Here is a 17861-nt window from a genome sequence, read left to right on the forward strand (position 1 = left end):
TTTGGCCATCAGTCCTCGGGCAGCAGCGGCCGACAGCGTCGATAGCGCGCCAATGTCGGTCCGTGTTCCTCAAGCCGCGCCGCTTCTGCCGCGAATCCCGGCTTTGCCGCCGCCACCCATTCCGCCTGCCTTGCGCGCGCGTCGCGCTCGGTCCGGTCCTCCATTCACATCTCCCACCCGTCAGCCCCGCCTGACCTGGGAATACCCGGCCATGTGCGCGTAGCCGCCGACGATGGCCTTGCGGGTCTCGTAATCGAGCACCTGGTTCACATCGCGGAAACCGGCGGGCGCGCGTTTCTCGATCTCGTCGATCACCCGTTCCGGCCCGCCGACGCGATTGGTGCGCACGACGTCGGCGGTCTTGGGCAGGCGGTCTTTTTCATAGGCCCAAAGCGCCGCGCGCGGATGTTCCGCCCCGGCCAGCGCATCGGCAAGGCAGCGCGCATCCAACACCGCCTGGCTCGCCCCGTTCGAGCCCACGGGATACATCGGATGCGCCGCATCGCCCAAGAGCGTCACCCGCCCGAAGGTCCAGCGCGGCAGCGGATCGCGGTCGGCCATCGGGTATTCGAAGATCGCCCCGGTCGCCCGCACCAGCTTGCCGATATCCATGCCCGGCACGTGAAAGCGCAGCGCATGCGGCAGCACCCGCGACAGCGGCACCTGACGCGACCAGTTGTCGGGAGGCGGCGGCGAGATGGCGGGGTCCTTGATCCGCACGTTGACCACCCAGTTCATCAGCTGGCGGCCCTTCACGGCGGGCGCGATCGGGTAGAGCACGAATTTGCCGCCCAGACCGCCGCCGATGGCCATGCTTTCGCCATCCTCCCAAACCGGCCAGTCGGTGGCCCCGCGCCACATCACCACGCCCTGCCACGACGGCGCGCCTTCGTTCGGATAGAACACGCGCCGCCCCGCCGAATGGATGCCGTCGGCGCAGATCAGCACGTCGCCGCGGTCGGTCATGCCCGCGCCACCCTCGACACTGTCGGTAAACTGCGCCGTCACGCCCGCCTCGTCCTGCACGAACCCTGCCAGCCTGCGGCCCGTGCGCACCGCGTCCTTGCCCAGCCGGTCGATCACCGCGTCGAAGATCAGCTTCTGCAACCGCCCGCGATGGATCGAGAACTGCGGCACGTCGTGGCCCGCATGCATGCCGCGCAGTTCCGACCAGACCTCTTGCCCCTGCTTGGTCAGATAGGACAGCTTGCGCGTGCGCAGCCCCACCCGGTCGAGCGCGGGCAACAGCCCCAGCGCGTCCAGTTCGCGGATCGCATGCGGCAGCACGTTGATGCCGACGCCCACTTCGCGCACCTCGCGCGCCGCCTCGTACAGGGTGACGGGGATGCCGCGCGCATGCAGCATCAGCGCCGTCACCAGCCCGCCGATCCCGGCCCCTGCGATCAGAACGCGCATCGGCTCATTCCTCGGGGGGTGGCAGGAAATCGACCTCGTGCTCGGCCGAGATGGCGACCACATCCGCCGGGTTGGCATCGGGGCCGAGGTTGTGCAGCGCCCAGAACAGATCGAACAGGCGGCGTTCCGGCGCGACCCAGAACAGGCATTTGATCGTGGTGTCGGACTTGTTGAAGATGCCGTGCGGGATGCCCATCGGCAGGCGGATCAGGTCGCCCGGTTCGGCATAGGCCTCGACCCCGTTCAGAAGCAGGTCGAACCGGCCCTCCAGCACATAGATGAACTCGTCCTGCGTCGGGTGGATATGCGGCGGCACGAAGGTGCCCTTGGGCAAGGTCGCGTGCCAGGCCATCGACCGTTCCGACCGTTGCTTGGGCACATAGGTCTGCCCGAGGATGTTCCACTTGATATCGTCGAGGCCGGAACTGGCCTTGGTGACGCCGGGCAACATGGTCATGATCTATCTCCTTTTCGGGTCTTATACATGCAGGAAGCGGTCCTTGACCTCGGGGGTGGCAAGGATGTCGCGGTTGGTGCCGGTCCAGACCACGCGGCCCTTCTCGATCACCACGTGTCGGTCGGCGAACTTGGTCAGCGCGTCGACATTCTTGTCGATCACCAGGATCGCCTCGCCCTCGGCCTTGAGCCGGGTCAGCACCGCCCAGATATCGGCGCGGATCAGCGGGGCCAGCCCCTCGGTCGCCTCGTCCAGCACGATCAGCCGCGGATTGGTCATCAGCGCGCGCCCGATGGCCAGCATCTGCTGTTCGCCGCCCGACAGTTGCGAGCCCATGTTGCGCTTGCGTTCGGCCAGCCGGGGGAACAGGTCGTAGATCCGCGAAAGGGTCCATTTGCCGCCCCCATCGCTGCCGCTTCGCGCGGTGGCGACAAGGTTTTCCTGCACGCTCAGCGTCGGAAAGATCTGCCGCCCCTCGGGCACGAGGCCGAGACCCGCATGCGCGATGCGGTGCGGCTCTGCCCCGGTCAGGTCGGTGCCGTCGATCTGCACCGTTCCGCCGCGCGGCTTGAGGATGCCGAAGATCGACTTGATCGTCGTGGTCTTGCCCATGCCGTTGCGGCCCAGCAGCGTGACCACCTCGCCCTTGTCCACATGCAGATCGATGCCGAACAGGATGCGGCTTTCGCCATACGCCGCCTCAAGTCCGGACACGGTCAGCATCAGGCGGCCTCCTCCTCTTCGCCCAGATACGCGGTGCGCACCTGCGGATCGCGGCGGACCTCTTCGGGGGTGCCGGTGGCGATGATCTGGCCGTAGACCAGCACCGACACGCGGTCGGCCAGTTGGAACACCGCCTCCATGTCATGTTCGATCAGCACCATGGTCAGCTTGCCCTTGAGCTTTGCCAGCCGGGCCACGAAGGCCTCCGCATCCTCGCCGCCGACGCCCGCCAGCGGTTCGTCCAGCAGCAGGATCTGCGGCTTTGTCGCCAGCGCGATGGCCAGTTCCAGCCGCCGGTGTTCGCCATGGCTGAGCGCGCCGGCATTGCTACCCGCGCGATCCTGAAGCCCCGCCTCGGCCAGTGCGGCCATCGCCTGTGTGTTCAGCGCCGCCTCTTCGGCAACGCGCGAAAAGAACCGAAAGCTCGAACCCGACCGCGCCTGCACCGCAAGGGCCACGTTTTCCAGAACGGTGAAGCCGGGCAGCACCTGGGTGATCTGGAACGACCGCGCCAGCCCCAGATGCACCCGTTCGGGCATCGGCAGCGCCATGATGCTGCGCCCGTCCAGCAGGATATCGCCGCTGTCGGACCCGAGCTGCCCCGAAAGCTGCGACACGAAGGTGGTCTTGCCCGCACCGTTCGGCCCGATGATGGCGTGCAGTTCGCCGGGCTCGATGGTCAGCGACACGTCATCGGTGACCTTGAGCGCGCCAAAGCTCTTGCGCAGATGCCGGATTTCAAGGCGGCTCATTCCCGCGCCCTCCGCTGCCCGAGCTTCTTCAGCAGCCCGGTGATCCCGCGCGGCGAAAACAGCACCATCAGCACCAGAAACAGGCCGAACCAAAGCCGCCAATGTTCGGTCAGCGCCCCCAGCGCCTCTTCCAGCAAAAGCGCCGCAACCGCCCCGCCGATGGCCCCCGACAGCGTGCCGATGCCGCCCAGCACCACCATCACGATCAACTCGCCCGAGCGGTGCCATGACATGAAAGCGGGCGACACGAACTCTGCCTGATTGGCCAGAAACACCCCAGCGACCGAGGTCATGCACCCCGAGATCACGAACGCGGTCAGCTGGTAGCGGAACGGCGCATAGCCCACCGCCTCCATCCGCAGGCGGTTTTCGCGGATGCCGGTCAGCACCCGGCCAAAGCGCGCGCCGACGATGCGGTGGCAGACCCAGAACAGCGCCATCAGCACCAGCAGCGTCGCGTAATAAAGGGTGAAATCGTTCTCGAGCATATCGCTGCCCAGCACCGTCGAGCGCTGCGTCAGCCCATAGCCGTCATCACCGCCATAGGCCGAAAGCGAGATGAAGAAGAAAAACGCCATCTGCCCGAAGGCCAGCGTGATCATGATGAAATAGACGCCCTTGGTGCGCAGCGAAATCGCGCCCGTGATCAGCGCGAACAGCGCCGAGACACCCATGGCGGCGGCGATCTGCAGGAAGATGTCGTGCACGCCGTAGCTTGACAGAATGGCGACCGCGTAGGTGCCGAAGCCCAGATAGGCGGCATGGCCAAACGACACCATCGCGCCGTATCCCAGGATCAGGTCCAGCGCCATCGCGGCCATGGCATAGGCCAGGATGCGCGTGCCGATCAGCACCAGGAACGGGTCATCAAGCGCCGCCGCCACAGGTGGCAGGGCGGCGAACAGCGCAAACAGCACCAGCGCCGCCTTGACCCGGACCGCCAGCGCGGGCCGCGTTGCGGGCGCGGATGTCAGCGCGGTCTCGGCCATCAGCCGCGCCCCCCGAACAGTCCCGCGGGCCTGGCAAAGAGGATCGCCGCCATCAGGATATAGACCAGCATCGGGGCCAGCATCCGCCCGGTCTGACCCGCCGCCGCCGGATCGAGCACCGCGCGCAGCCAGATCGGCCCGAAGACGCCGCCCACGGTGTCGACCACCGCCACCAGGATCGCGCCGAAGAACGCGCCCTTGACCGACCCGATGCCACCGATCACCACCACGACGAAGGTCAGGATCAACACGCTTTCCCCCATGCCGGTATCGACCGACAAGATGGGTGCGACGATGGCCCCGGCGAAACACGCCAGCACCCCGCCCATGGTAAAGACGATGGCGAAAAGCTTGCCGATGTCGATGCCAAGCGCCGACACCATCGTGCGGTTGGTGGCGCCCGCGCGCAGCAGCATCCCGATGCGGGTGTGATTGACCACGACATAAAGCCCCAGCGCCACCGCCAGCCCTGCCGCGATGATCGCGATGCGGTAGACCGGGTAGCGCAGCGGCCCCATCAGCGGCACCGAGCCGGACAGGAGTTCTGGCATCGGCACCGACAGCGGTGAGACGCCCCAGATCATCTTGACCGCCTCGTTGGCAATCATCACCAGCCCGAAGGTCGCCAGCACCTGATCGAGATGCGACCGCGCGTAGAGCCGCCGGATCACCACCACCTCGAGCACCAGCCCGACCGCGATGGCGGCGGGGAACATCAGCAACAGCCCCCACCAGAAACTGCCCGTCGCCGCCGCGAAGGTGGCGATCAGGTAGGCCCCCACCATGTACAGCACCCCGTGGGCGAGGTTGACCACGTCCATGATCCCGAAGACCAGCGTCAGCCCGGCGGCGATCAGAAAGAGCAGAACGCCCAGTTGAACGCCGTTGAGAAGCTGCAGCACGAAGAGGTTGGTCATGGGCGCGGTCCCCTCGTCCGGTCGCTTACTCCATGGTGCAGTCGGCGGCGTAGTTGTCGACGTAATCGTCGAAGATCTTCTCGCGGATCGAGGTGCCGAAGAAGCCGTCATCGCGCTTCACCGCCTCGACCAGATAGAAGTCCTGCACCGGGTACTGGTTGACGCCAAAGCTGAAATCGCCGCGCGGGCTGTCGAAATCCGCCTTGGCGATGGCCGCGCGCAGGGCGGCGCGGTCGGTCAGATCGCCGCCCAGTTCGGCCACCGCGCTGTCGATCAGCTGGGCCGCGTCATAGGCCTGCATCGCATAGGTGCCGGGCACCGCGCCGTATTTCTCGATATAGGCCGACACGAAGGCCTGGTTGGCGGCGTTGTCCAGATCGGGGGCCCAGTTGGCCCCACCCATCAGACCCACGGCGGCATCCTGCGTCGCGGGCAGCGTGGTTTCGTCGACGGTGAAGGCCGACAGGAACGGGATGCGCGACAGCCCCGCCTGGTTGTATTGCTTGACCAGATTCACACCCATGCCGCCGGGCATGAAGGTGAACAGCGCATCGGGCTGGAACGCCGCGATCTGCGCCAGTTCGGACGAGAAGTCGAGTTGACCCAGCTCGGTAAAGACCTCGCCCGCGACGCCACCGGTGTAGGAATTCTTGAACCCCGCGAGGCTGTCCTTGCCGGCCTGGTAGTTGGGCGCCATCAGGAACACGTTCTGATAGCCCTGGCTTTGCGCATAGGCACCCATGACCTCGTGGTTCTGGTCGTTCTGATACGAGGTCACGAAGAAGTTCGGGTGGCATTCCGCGCCCGCGAAGTTCGAGGTGCCCGCATTGGTCGAGATCAGCACCGTGCCGCTTTCGGTCACCGGGCGGTGAATGGCGATCAGGATATTCGAGAAGATCGGCCCGACGACAAAATCGACCGCATCGCGAGCTACCAGTTCGCGGGCGCGGTCAGAGGCAAGATCGGGGCGCTGTTCGTCGTCGACGACGATGATCTCGGTCTTCATGCCGCCCAGCATCTGGTTCTGTTCGGCATAGAGCATGAAGCCGTTCTTGGCCTGTTCACCCAGGGCGGCGGCAGGGCCGGACAGGGTATAGACGAGGCCGATCTTCAACACATCGTCCGAGGCCGAGGCCGGGGCTTCGGCATGGGCCGCGGCGAAGGCCGCCCCGGTCAGCGCCAGCGTGGCAGAGGTCGAGGCAAGCAGTGTGGTCTTGAGTGTCATGGTCGTTCTCCCGGTTGGTCTGGTGTCGGCCGCGCCTCTGTCGGGCGTCGTGCCGGGCGGTTGCGGCGTGATGCGCCCGGTCGATGACCCGTGCGGCGCATCCTTTCGTCTGGCCCGGTTGGCAGAGGACCGTGGATCATGCGGGCGGTCAACGCCAATGATCCCCGAACCCGCGCCACCGACCGGGTCGGAACAGGCTGAGGGCCGATGGTTAACCGGGAATCGTAATATTTCAAGCTCAAACCTTTTTTGCTTGAAATAAAATTTGGCCGCGCCTAGCGTTTTGATACCGGATGCGCCGGGCCGCGCCCTTGGGGGACCGAACAGCCCACCGGGACCGGCAGATCGAAGCGACAGACCGGATGCGACAAAGCGGGTTCGACAGACCGGGATCGACAGACCGGGTTCGACAGACCGGGATCGACAGACCGGGTTCGACGGAAAGGAGCAGCGCGGGATCATGGGACAGTGGCGTGACACCGATGCGACACCCGGCCCCGACATTGTCGGCACCGAGATCTCGGCGCAGACCTCGAAGGAACGCCTGCGGCTCTGGCTGCGCATCCTCAAGCTGTCGCGCCGCACGGAGGCGGTGCTGCGCGACCGCCTGCGCACGGAGTTCGACGGCACCCTGCCGCGCTTTGACGTGCTGGCCGCACTGGCGCGCTATGACGCGGGCCTGAAGATGAGCGCGCTGTCGGGCGTGCTGCGGGTCTCGAACGGGAACGTCACCGGCATCGTCGACCGGCTGGCCGATGACGGGCTGGTCGAGCGGGTGCAGGTGCCGGGCGACAGGCGCGCCTCGCTGGTGCGGCTGACCCGCAAGGGACAAGAGGAATTCGCGGCCCAGGCCACCGCGCACGAAACCTGGATCGCCGAGATGCTGGGCGGATTTTCGGCGGACGAGGCGGCACGCCTGTCGGCCCGCTTCGACGCGCTGGCCGCCGCTGCACGGCCCGCCAAGGAGGACACATGAACACCGACACCACGCATTTTCGCTGCGACATCGCCGAAGGCATCGCGACGCTGCGGCTCGACCGGCCCGACCGCAAGAACCCGCTGACCTTCGAGTCCTATGCCGAGCTGCGCGACTGGTTCCGCGCGCTGGCCGCCGATGACAGCGTCAAGGCGGTGGTCTTCGGCTCGAACGGCGGCAATTTCTGCTCGGGCGGCGACGTGCATGACATCATCGGCCCGCTCACGAAGATGACCATGAAAGAGCTGCTGGCCTTCACCCGGATGACCGGCGATCTGGTCAAGGCGATGATCCATTGCGGCACGCCGATCATCGCGGCGGTGGACGGCATCTGCGTCGGCGCGGGCGCGATCATCGCCATGGCGTCGGACCTGCGCATCGGCTCGACCGACGCCAAGGCCGCGTTCCTGTTCACCCGCGTCGGCCTTGCGGGCTGCGACATGGGCGCCTGCGCCATGCTGCCCCGCATCATCGGCCAGGGCCGGGCGGCAGAGCTGCTTTATACCGGGCGGTCCATGAGCGCCGAGGAAGGGCAAGCCTGGGGGTTCTGGAACCGCGTGGTGGCGCCGGACGCGCTCGAGCAGGCGGCGCAGGATCTGGCCCGGCAGATCGCGGCGGGGCCGGGATTCGCGCATATGATGACCAAGACCATGCTCGACCAGGAGTGGTCGATGTCGCTGGATCAGGCCATCGAGGCCGAGGCCCAGACCCAGGCGATCTGCATGCAGACCGCCGATTTCACCCGCGCCTACGCGGCCTTCGCGGCCCGGGAAAAGCCGGTGTTCGAAGGCAATTGAGATTGGTGACCATGCGCCGGTGGCGCTGTTGCGTGGCGTATTTGGAAAATGGAAAGACAGGAAGGACGCGCCTTGCCGGACCGGAGTTTTCTTGACTGGCCGTTTTTAGAGGCGGCGCATGGCGATCACGCGCGCGCGCTGGAGGGCTGGATGGCGGGCTACGGCCCGATCGATCACGCTGCCACCGATGCCGCTTGCCGCGATCTGGTGGCGCGGCTGGGGGCGGGTGGCTGGCTGATGCCGACGGCGGTCGATCCGGAAGATCCGAAACCGCTGGATGTGCGCACCCTGTGCCTGAGCCGCGAGACGCTGGCGCGCCATGACGGGCTGGCGGATTTTGCCTTTGCCATGCAGGGGCTGGGCACCGGGGCGCTGTCGCTGTTCGGCAGCCGCGCGCAGCAGGCCGAATGGCTGCCGCTGACGCGAAGGGGCAAGGCCATCGCGGCCTTTGCGCTGACCGAGCCGCAGTCAGGCTCGGACGTGGCCAATGCCACCATGACCGCGCGCGAGGACGGCGATCATTACGTGCTGGAGGGCGAGAAGACCTGGATTTCCAATGGCGGGATCGCCGATGTCTACACGTTGTTTGCCAGGACCGGTGAAGGACCCGGGGCCAAGGGACTGTCGGCCTTCGTGGTGCCCGCCGATCTGCCGGGGCTGGAGATCGCCGAGCGGCTCGAGACCATCGCGCCGCATCCGCTGGCAACTCTGCGGTTCACCGGTGCGCGGATCCCGAAGACGGCGATGATCGGCGCGCCCGGACAGGGCTTCAAGATTGCCATGTCGGTGCTGGACGTGTTTCGCACCACGGTGGCGGCGGCGGCGCTTGGGTTCGCGCGGCGCGCGCTGGACGAGGCGCTGGCGCGGGTCACCCAGCGCGAGGTGCAGGGCAAACCGCTGGCGGAGTTGCAGATGGTGCAGGGCCATATCGCCGAGATGGCGCTGCGCGTCGATGCATCCGCGCTGCTGGTTTACCGCGCCGCCTGGGCCAAGGACCGGGGCGCGCCAAGGGTCAGCCGCGAGGCCGCGATGGCCAAGCTTTATGCCACCGACGAGGCGCAGAAGGTGATCGACGCCGCGGTCCAGCTGCATGGCGGCGACGGCGTGCGGTCGGGCCAGGTGGTCGAGCGGCTTTACCGGGAAATCCGGGCGCTGCGCATCTACGAGGGCGCGTCCGACGTGCAGAAGGTGATCATCGCGCGCGCCGCGCTGGCGGAGGGGGCGCGATGAGCGATCCGCACGAGACCGGGGCCGTCACCGATTTCGCCGACCGGATGTCCTATGGCGACTACCTGCGCCTCGACCGGCTGCTGGATGCACAACATCCCCTGAGCGACGCGCCCGACGAGATGCTGTTCATCATCCAGCACCAGACGTCGGAATTGTGGATGAAGCTGATGCTGGTCGAACTGGACAGCGCGCGCCGGGCGCTGGCGGCGGACCGCGTCGACGAGGTCTTCAAGATGCTGGCGCGGGTGGCGCGGATCATGGAGCAGCTGAACAACGCCTGGGACGTGCTGCGCACCATGACGCCGTCCGACTACACCACCTTTCGCGCGCGGCTCGGGCAGTCCTCGGGGTTCCAGTCCTTGCAATACCGGTTGATCGAATTTGCGCTTGGCAATCGCAACCTCGCGATGATGCAGGCGCATGCGCATGATCCGGCGGCCACGGCGGCGCTTGAGGGCGAGTTGGCGCGGCTGTCGCTGTACCAGGAGGTGCTGGCCTTTGCCGCACGGCGCGGCAAGCCGGTGCCCGACGCGCTGATCGCCGCCCCCGCCCGTGCACCGCATGGCCCCGACGAGACCGTCACCGCCATGTGGGCCGGAATCTACCGCGATACCGCCGGGCATTGGCGGCTTTACGAGATGGCCGAAAAGCTGGTCGATCTGGAGGATTACTTCCGCCGCTGGCGCTTCAACCACGTCACCACCGTGGAACGTGTCATCGGCTTCAAGCGCGGCACCGGCGGCACTGCCGGGGTTGCCTATCTGAAAAAGATGCTGGCGGTCGAGCTGTTCCCCGAGCTCTGGCACGTCCGCACCCATCTCTGAGCCCGAAGACGGGGCCGCGTCAAAGGGAGTACGCGCCATGAACCGCACCGATCCGCTTGGCCCCTCGGCCCATACCGACACCTTCACGCGCGACAACCTGCCGCCACGGGATCAATGGCCGGATTTCCTGCTCGACGGGTTCGACTACCCCGAGCGGCTGAACGTCGGCGTGGAGCTGACCGATGCCATGGTCGCCAAGGGCCATGGCGACCGGGTGGCGCTGATCGGCAATGGCCGGCGCCGCACCTACAAGGAGCTGGCGGACTGGACCAACCGGCTGGCGCATGCGCTGGTGGACGATCTGGGCGTGCGGCCCGGCAACCGCGTGCTGATCCGGTCGGCGAACAACCCCGCGATGGTGGCCGCGTGGCTGGCCGCGACCAAGGCGGGCGCGGTGGTGATCAACACCATGCCGATGCTGCGCGCGGGCGAGCTTGCGCAGATCGTCGACAAGGCCGAGGTCGCCTTTGCGCTGTGCGACACGCGGCTGATGGACGAGATGGCGCTTTGTGCCAAGACCAGCGGGCACCTGCGGCAGGTGGTGGGGTTCGACGGCACCTCGAACCACGACGCCGAACTGGATCGGCTGGCGCTGCAAAAGCCCGTGGGCTTCGACGCGGTGCCCACGGGGCGCGACGACGTGGCGCTTCTGGGCTTTACCTCGGGGACGACGGGCAGCCCCAAGGCCACGATGCATTTCCACCGCGATATCCTGATCATCGCCGATGGCTATGCCCGGCATGTGCTGAAGGTCACCCCCGAGGACGTCTTCGTCGGCTCGCCGCCCCTGGCCTTCACCTTCGGGCTGGGCGGGCTGGCGGTGTTTCCGCTGCGCTTCGGGGCGGCGGCGACGCTGCTGGAAAAGGCGTCACCGCCGAACATGATCGAGATCATCGAGACGCATCGCGCCACGGTCTGTTTCACCGCGCCGACCGCCTACCGCGTCATGTTGCGCGCCATGGACGAGGGCGCGGACCTCACGTCGCTGCGCGCGGCGGTATCGGCCGGAGAGACGCTGCCCGCACCGGTGTACGAGGAATGGATCGCCAAGACCGGCAAGCCCATGCTGGACGGGATCGGCGCCACCGAGCTGTTGCACATCTTCATCTCGAACCGCTTCGACGACCACCGCCCGGCCTGCACCGGCAAGCCGGTTCCGGGCTACGAGGCGAAGGTGATCGGCGAAGACGGGGCCGAGGTGGCGCGCGGCACGGTGGGCCGCCTTGCGGTGCGCGGGCCGACCGGGTGCCGCTACCTCGCCGACGCGCGGCAGGCGGATTACGTGCACGACGGCTGGAACATCACCGGCGACGCCTTCGTGATGGACGATGACGGCTATCTGCACTTTGCCGCACGCAACGACGACATGATCCTGACGTCAGGCTACAACATCGCCGGGCCAGAGGTCGAGGCGGCGCTTCTGTCGCACGATGCCGTGGCCGAATGCGCCGTGATCGGCGCGCCCGACCCGGACCGGGGCCAGATCGTCGAGGCGCATGTGGTGCTGGCCGAAGGTGTGACCGGCGACGACGCCTGCGCCCTTGCCCTGCAAGAGCACGTCAAGGCCACCATCGCGCCCTACAAATACCCCCGCCGGGTGGTGTTCATCGACGCGCTGCCCAAGACCGAAACCGGCAAGATCCAGCGCTTCCGCCTGAAACACACATAACGGCGCGCCTCAGGCCTCGATCTCGACGCGGCCCTTGGGGTGGGAACAGCAGGCGAGGATATAGCCCGCTTCGATGTCGTCTTCCGAAATGCCGCCGTTATGCACCATATGCACCTCGCCCGCGGTTTTGCGGACCTTGCAGGTGCCGCAGATGCCGAAGGTGCAGCCCGAGGGGATGCGCAAACCTTTCGCACGCGAAAGGGCGAGGATGGTATCGGTCTCGTGGCAGGGCACGGTGACGCCGGAACGGACAAAGGACACCTCGGCGTCGGCGGCCTCTTGCGGCAGCGGGTCGTCGAAGGCGGGCACGTCCTCGGCCAGGGCGGCGGGCGCGGCAAAGCTTTCCTGGTGGTAGCGGTCCATGTCGTAGCCCATGCCCGCCAGCGCCTCGCGGACCATGGTCATGAAATCCTCGGGGCCGCAGCAATAGATCTCGCGGTCGAGGTAGTCGGGGGCCATCAGGCCCAGCATCAGCTGGTTGAGCCGCCCGAGATAGCCGGTCCAGACCTCGTAGGGTTCTTCCTCGGTGACCGCAAAGCTCAGATGCAGGCCGGGCACGCGGCTGGCCATGTGGATCAGGCGCTGCTTGAAGATCAACTCGGACGGGCGGCGGGCGCAGGCGATCAGGCGCGCATCGGGCTGGTCGCCGAAATCGTACAGGTAGGACGCCATCGCCATCATCGGCGTGATGCCGGACCCCGCCGCGATGAACAGGTACTTGCCGCGCGGATTGCCCAGCGTGAACTGCCCGGCGGGCCCGTAGGCGCGCAGCCGCATCCCGGGCTTGAGGTGGTCGAACATCCAGGCGGTGCCGACGCTGCCCGCGTGACGTTTCACCGTGACGCTGAGCGTCAGGGGCCGCGACGGGGCCGAGGACAGCGTGTAGGTCCGCTCGACCGGATTGCCCGGCACCGGCAGCGCAAGGGTGATGAACTGCCCGGGCCTGTAGTCGAAGGGCCGCCCCGAGGGCGACCGGAACGCGAAGGTGCGCACGTTCGGGGCCTCGGGCACGACAATGGTGCATTCGAGCTCTTCGTCATCGGTCCAGAAATCTGCCATGGCCCTGCCTATTCCGCGGCGTAGAGCGCGCGCCCGGTCAGCCGCGATGTCAGGGTTTCGCAATACCAGTCGACGAATTGCGCGACGCCGGATTCCTGCAGCATGCTGTAGGGGCCGGGTTCATAGGCGGGCGAGTTGATGCCGCGCTGGTTTTCCTCGACGATGGCGCGGTCTTCGTCGTTGGTGTGGATCCACACCGTCGTCAGCCGGTCAAGATCGTAGTCGCGCCCCTCGACGGCGTCCTGATGCACGAACCACTTGGTCGTGACAGCGGTTTCCTGCGGCCCGATCGGCATCATCGAGAACAGCATCACCACATCCCCGAGGAAGTGGTTCCAGCTGTTGGGATAGTGGAAGAACAGCAGCGATCCGGCATCGCGGATCGTCACGTCGCCGACCAGCTTTTCGCAGGATTGCCCGCCATCCATCGTATAGCTGACCGCGCGACCCAAGAGCGGCACGCGGACGAAACGCCATTGCTGATCCGGCGCGATGGTGAAGGTCGAGGGCAGGCCCGCCGCCTCGCACTTGGCCAGATGCGCGGTGATGGCGGGGTCGTCCTTGCCCGACCCGTCGCCCGCGATGTTGGGGTTGTCGTCGAAGCTGACGCAAAGCGACGGGTGCGACCCCGAGCAGTGATAGCATTCGCGGTTGTTCTCCATCACCAGCTTCCAGTTGGCCTTCTCGACGATGGTGGTCTCGTGCGCCAACTTGCAGTCCGCCAGCCTGTGCGGCCCGGCATAGCGTTGCGCCTCGGCCGCCAGCGCGTCGAAAGGCGGGGCCTCGGGGCTGAGCGACAGGAACAGGATGCCCGCCGCCTCGCGGATATGCACCGGCTTCAGCCCGTGCCGCGCGGGGTCGAATTCCGGCCCCATGTCACGCGCCCATTGCAGCGTGCCGTCCAGATCGTAGGTCCATTGGTGATAGGGGCAGACCAGCTTGGGCGCCGATCCCTTGGCCGCCTGACAGATCCGCGATCCGCGATGGCGGCAGGAATTGTGGAACGCCCGCACGATCCCATCGGCCCCGCGCACGACGATGACGGAATAGTCGCCGATCTGGATCGTCATGTGGTTGCCGGTCTTGGGAATTTCGGCGGACGAACCGACAAGGATCCAGTCGCGATACCAGATTCGGTCCATGTCGACGTCGAACATGTCGGGGTCGATATAAAGCGCGCGCGGCAGGGTATGGCCCTTCCGGCGGCGCATCAAGTGGGCGAGCATCTCGGATTGGGCGCTCATGGTCAGATATCCTTCACAAGACGCAGGGCGTCGTAGATGGCGGCATGGGTGTTGCGGGCCGAGACCGCGTCGCCGATGCGGTAAAGCGCGAAGGCCCCGTCGGGGTTGCGTGTCACGTGTTGCGGGCGGCCTTCGATCAGCGCGTCGGAATCGACCGCGCCAAGATTGCGCGAGGCGGGTTTCAGCGCGAAATACAGCTCGTCCATCGGGCGCGTGCCGTGGTTGACCACGACCTGATCGAACTCCCGCGTCTCGCGGTGGTCGGAATAATCGGTGCCGATATGGGCGGTCAGCATGTTGCCGTTGCGGGTCACGTCGCGCAGTCGGTAGGTGACGGTAAAGCGCGTATCGAGCCCCTGCATCGACCGCATGTAGGGCACCAGGTTCATCGCCATCACGTCGGGCGCAAAGCTGCGGTCGGGCGTCATGATTTCCACATGTCCGCCCGACTTCGCGATGATTTCGGCGGCTTGCAGACCGGCGTGGTCGCCCGCGTCGTCATAGACCAGCACGCGGCTGCCCGGTTTCACATCGCCCGAGATGATATCCCAGGAGGACACCACCAGATCGTTGCCGGTCTCGCAGACCTCGGTGTGGGGCAGACCGCCGGTGGCGACGATCACCACGTCGGGCGCAAGTGCTGTAACGTCCTCGGCCTCGGCATAGGTGTTGAAACAGAACTCCACGTCGCGCGCGGCGCATTGCGCCATGCGCCAGTCGATGATCGAGATCATCTCGCGCCGGCGGGGCGATTGCGCGGTCAGGCGCACCTGCCCGCCGGGATCGGGCTGCACCTCGAACACGGTGACGGCATGGCCCCGCTCGGCGGCGACGCGCGCGGCCTCAAGCCCGGCAGGACCGGCCCCGACGATGGCCACCTTCTTCTTTTCGGCGGCGGGTTCGACCACATGCGGCATGGTCAGTTCGCGCCCAGTGGCGGCGTTGTGAATGCAAAGCGCATCGCCCGCCGCATAGATCCGGTCGAGGCAATAGGTGGCCCCGACGCAGGGGCGGATGTCGTCCTCGCGCCCCTCGACGATCTTCTGCACGATCATCGGGTCGGCCATGTGGGCGCGGGTCATGCCGACCATGTCGATCAGCCCGGCGCTGACCGCGTGCCGCGCGGTGGCGACATCGGGGATCTTGGCGGCGTGGAAGGTGGGCATGCCGGTTTCGCGCCGGATGGTGCCCGCGAAATCGATGAAGGGCGCGTTCTTCATGCCCTGCACCGGGATCACGTCGGTCAGACCCGGGTCGGTGTCGATATGGCCCTTGATCACGTTCAGGAAATCGACCTTGCCGCTGTCGGCAAGCCTGCGCGAAATCTCGAGCCCCTCGTCGATGCCGATGCCGCCTTCCAGCGTCTCGTCGGCGGTGTAGCGGATGCCGACGATGAAGTCGTCGCCGACCCGCGCGCGGATCGCGTCGAGCACATCCCAGGTGAACCGCAGCCGGTTGTCGAGATCGCCACCGTAAGGCCCGTCAAGCGCGTTGGTCAGCGGCGACCAGAACTGGTCCATCAGGTGCCCGTAGGCCTGCAATTCGATCCCGTCCATGCCGCCCGCCTGCATGCGTTCGGCGGCATCGGCGTAGTCGGTGATGATGCGCTCGATGTCCCAATCCTCGAGCATCTTGGGAAAGGCCCGGTGCGCGGCTTCGCGTTCGTGGCCCGGCGACACAGCGGGCAGCCAGTCGCCCTTGGCCCAATGGGTGCGGCGGCCCAGATGCGTGAGCTGAATCATCACCGCGCAGCCATGCTCGTGGCAGGCATCGGTCAGGCGGCGGATCCAGGGCACCACCTCGTCCTTGTACGCAAGGATGTTGTTGAACACCGGCGGAGAGTTGCGCGACACCGCCGCCGATCCGGCCGTCATTGCCAGCGCCACACCGGCGCGGGCGCGGGTTTCGTGATAGGCGCGGTAGCGGTCCTTGGGCATACCGTCTTCGGGATAGGCCGGTTCATGAGCGGTGGTCATGATCCGGTTTTTCAGCGTCAGATGCTTGAGCCGGTAGGGCTGCAGCAGGGGATCGTTGCGCATGGGGCGTCTCGCTGAAAGGCGCACGGGACCGGTCCGGCGCATGGAATGCTTGTCACGACCCTCAGCCGAAGCCGCGCCGGACGCGTGCCGCAAGGCGACACGGCATTGCCCTTTTGCGACCGCGCTGCAACGCAGGCCGCTCCCGCGGGCCCACGGGAATCAAGGGGCTGGCGATCCCGTCGCAGGGTGGTATAAACCGTCATGGCCATAGCAGGCAGGGTCCCGCGCATGGCGGTCCACCACCTCGCCGCAGGCTTTGGAGAGCCGTTTCCGTCGATGCCGCTTGATGCCACTGCCCACACCGCGCCCGAGACGGTGCCGATCGAAGACCTGATCGCCTGTCCCAATTGCGATGCGCTGTATGTCGCGCGCCAACCCGAGAAGGGAAAGCGCGCGATCTGCCGCTATTGTCACACGGTCCTGATCGCGCCGCGGCGCAAGGCCGGGGCCAAGATGATCGCGATCACGCTGACGGTGATGATCCTGGTCATCGCGGCGCTGTTCTTTCCGTTCCTCGACATCAACGCCAGCGGCTTCGGCAACTCCACCTCGATCCTCGATGCGGCGTCGAGTTTCCAGTCGGGCTACATGGTGTTCCTGTCGTTTCTGGTGGCGGCGGCGATCATCTTCATCCCGCTGCTGCGCACCTTCCTGATTCTCTACGTGCTGATCCCCATCGTGCGCGACCGCCCGACCCTGCCGCATGCCCGACACGCCTTTCGCTGGTCCCAGAAACTCAAGCCCTGGGCCATGGCCGAGATCTTTGCCATCGGCGTGGCCGTGGCGCTGGTCAAGGTGGCCGCTCTGGCGCAAATCGGCTTCGGCCCCGCCTTCTGGATGTTCAGCGCGCTTGTGGTGCTGATCCTCATCAACGACAACTTTCTGTGTACCTGGTCTGTATGGAAATCGCTCGAGCTGGAAGAAGAGTAACCGCGCGCGATGCGGGCCTTGTGGCCTGCCGCCGCTGCTCGCGGGTCTGGCCGATCGGTCAGGCGCGTTGCGGGCGCTGTGGCAGCCACCTGAAGTCGCGCGACACCAACAGCCTGCAGAAGGTCTGGGCGTGGTGGCTTGCCGGTGTGATCGCCTATGTCCCGGCCAATCTCTATCCGATGCTGAAGACCAACACGCTGGTGTCGAACTCGGAAAGCACGATCATCGGCGGCGCGGTGGAGATCGCCCATCACGGCAGCTACGGCGTCGCGGCGATCATCCTGATCGCGTCGGTGCTGATCCCGGTGGGCAAGTTCCTGGCCATCGCCTTTCTCGCGCTCTCGTCGCAGCGCGGCACCAACGTGTCGCCCGGCACCCGCACCCACATGTACGAACTTGTCGAATTCATCGGCCGCTGGTCGATGATCGACGTTTTCGTCGTCGCCATCCTGTCATCGCTGGTCCAGCTGTCCGTCGTGGCCTCGATCCAGCCGGGCCCGGCGGCGCTGACCTTCGCCATTTCCGTTATCTGCACGATGTTCTCGGCCCAGGCCTTCGATCCAAGGCTCATCTGGGATGCGCAGCGTCGCGACAAACCCCGAAAGATTACCTGA

At 66.5% G+C, this 17861-nt stretch carries 18 protein-coding genes; 7 read left to right on the forward strand and 11 right to left on the reverse strand.

The genetic code is table 11. From position 1 onward, the window contains the following. Positions 1–8: 8 nt before the first annotated feature. Genes ACXYMN_RS14920 through ACXYMN_RS14955 form a run of 8 tightly spaced genes read right to left on the reverse strand, consistent with a single transcriptional unit; the run spans position 9 to position 6479 of the window. Positions 9–164 carry a hypothetical protein gene (locus tag ACXYMN_RS14920; protein WP_459014519.1) on the reverse strand — a complete coding sequence of 52 codons (156 nt, stop codon included), beginning with the start codon at positions 162–164 and terminating at the stop codon, positions 9–11. Positions 165–180: 16 nt separating this feature from the next. After that, positions 181–1416 (reverse strand): flavin-dependent oxidoreductase, encoded by a 1236-nt coding sequence (locus ACXYMN_RS14925; RefSeq protein WP_459014520.1) that lies wholly within the window; start codon positions 1414–1416, stop codon positions 181–183. Positions 1417–1420: 4 nt separating this feature from the next. Continuing rightward, the gene (locus ACXYMN_RS14930; protein ID WP_459014521.1) at positions 1421–1873 is read right to left on the reverse strand and encodes a cupin domain-containing protein; all 453 of its coding nucleotides are present in this window, start codon (positions 1871–1873) and stop codon (positions 1421–1423) included. A 21-nt stretch (positions 1874–1894) separates the two neighbouring features. Further along, a complete protein-coding gene (locus ACXYMN_RS14935; RefSeq protein ID WP_459014522.1) occupies positions 1895–2596 on the reverse strand; it encodes an ABC transporter ATP-binding protein in 702 nt (233 codons plus the stop codon). Next, positions 2596–3348 carry an ABC transporter ATP-binding protein gene (locus ACXYMN_RS14940; protein WP_459014523.1) on the reverse strand — a complete coding sequence of 251 codons (753 nt, stop codon included), beginning with the start codon at positions 3346–3348 and terminating at the stop codon, positions 2596–2598. Before ACXYMN_RS14940 ends, ACXYMN_RS14935 begins: the two co-directional genes overlap by 1 nt. Continuing rightward, on the reverse strand, positions 3345–4337 hold the full coding sequence (locus tag ACXYMN_RS14945) for a branched-chain amino acid ABC transporter permease (protein WP_459014524.1): 993 nt from the start codon (positions 4335–4337) through the stop codon (positions 3345–3347). Before ACXYMN_RS14945 ends, ACXYMN_RS14940 begins: the two co-directional genes overlap by 4 nt. Further along, a complete protein-coding gene (locus ACXYMN_RS14950) occupies positions 4337–5254 on the reverse strand; it encodes a branched-chain amino acid ABC transporter permease (protein ID WP_459014525.1) in 918 nt (305 codons plus the stop codon). Before ACXYMN_RS14950 ends, ACXYMN_RS14945 begins: the two co-directional genes overlap by 1 nt. Before the next feature lie 25 nt (positions 5255–5279). Continuing rightward, positions 5280–6479 (reverse strand): ABC transporter substrate-binding protein, encoded by a 1200-nt coding sequence (locus ACXYMN_RS14955; RefSeq protein ID WP_459014526.1) that lies wholly within the window; start codon positions 6477–6479, stop codon positions 5280–5282. Between the two features lie 460 nt (positions 6480–6939). Between ACXYMN_RS14955 and ACXYMN_RS14960 the strand changes: the two genes are divergently transcribed. From ACXYMN_RS14960 to ACXYMN_RS14980, 5 genes are all read left to right on the forward strand, one after another. Further along, a complete protein-coding gene (locus ACXYMN_RS14960; protein WP_459014527.1) occupies positions 6940–7455 on the forward strand; it encodes a MarR family winged helix-turn-helix transcriptional regulator in 516 nt (171 codons plus the stop codon). Beyond that, positions 7452–8252, forward strand: coding sequence for an enoyl-CoA hydratase family protein (locus tag ACXYMN_RS14965; RefSeq protein ID WP_459014528.1), 801 nt, complete (start codon positions 7452–7454; stop codon positions 8250–8252). Before ACXYMN_RS14960 ends, ACXYMN_RS14965 begins: the two co-directional genes overlap by 4 nt. 72 nt (positions 8253–8324) lie before the next feature. After that, complete coding sequence (locus ACXYMN_RS14970; protein ID WP_459014529.1) at positions 8325–9482, forward strand: acyl-CoA dehydrogenase family protein; 1158 nt, start codon at positions 8325–8327, stop codon at positions 9480–9482. Next, on the forward strand, positions 9479–10306 hold the full coding sequence (gene kynA, locus ACXYMN_RS14975) for a tryptophan 2,3-dioxygenase (RefSeq protein WP_459014530.1): 828 nt from the start codon (positions 9479–9481) through the stop codon (positions 10304–10306). The genes ACXYMN_RS14970 and kynA overlap by 4 nt, the downstream gene beginning before the upstream one ends. Positions 10307–10343: 37 nt before the next feature. Beyond that, positions 10344–11975: an AMP-binding protein gene (locus ACXYMN_RS14980; RefSeq protein ID WP_459014531.1), complete on the forward strand. Its 1632-nt coding sequence runs from the start codon at positions 10344–10346 to the stop codon at positions 11973–11975. A 9-nt stretch (positions 11976–11984) separates the two neighbouring features. Here ACXYMN_RS14980 and ACXYMN_RS14985 read toward each other — a convergent pair whose 3' ends face one another. The 3 genes from ACXYMN_RS14985 to ACXYMN_RS14995 are packed head-to-tail and all read right to left on the reverse strand — an operon-like array spanning position 11985 to position 16317. Beyond that, a complete protein-coding gene (locus ACXYMN_RS14985; RefSeq protein ID WP_459014532.1) occupies positions 11985–13034 on the reverse strand; it encodes an FAD-binding oxidoreductase in 1050 nt (349 codons plus the stop codon). Between the two features lie 8 nt (positions 13035–13042). After that, positions 13043–14278 carry an aromatic ring-hydroxylating oxygenase subunit alpha gene (locus ACXYMN_RS14990; protein ID WP_459014533.1) on the reverse strand — a complete coding sequence of 412 codons (1236 nt, stop codon included), beginning with the start codon at positions 14276–14278 and terminating at the stop codon, positions 13043–13045. 2 nt (positions 14279–14280) lie between these two features. Continuing rightward, complete coding sequence (locus ACXYMN_RS14995; protein ID WP_459014534.1) at positions 14281–16317, reverse strand: oxidoreductase; 2037 nt, start codon at positions 16315–16317, stop codon at positions 14281–14283. 228 nt (positions 16318–16545) lie between these two features. On the opposite strand from ACXYMN_RS14995, the gene ACXYMN_RS15000 reads away from it, so the two are divergent. Then, positions 16546–17247 carry a paraquat-inducible protein A gene (locus tag ACXYMN_RS15000; protein WP_459014535.1) on the forward strand — a complete coding sequence of 234 codons (702 nt, stop codon included), beginning with the start codon at positions 16546–16548 and terminating at the stop codon, positions 17245–17247. Next, entirely contained in the window at positions 17217–17861 is a 645-nt protein-coding gene (locus tag ACXYMN_RS15005) for a paraquat-inducible protein A (RefSeq protein ID WP_459014536.1), read from the forward strand. Before ACXYMN_RS15000 ends, ACXYMN_RS15005 begins: the two co-directional genes overlap by 31 nt.

The organism is Roseivivax sp. CAU 1753 (assembly GCF_054482575.1).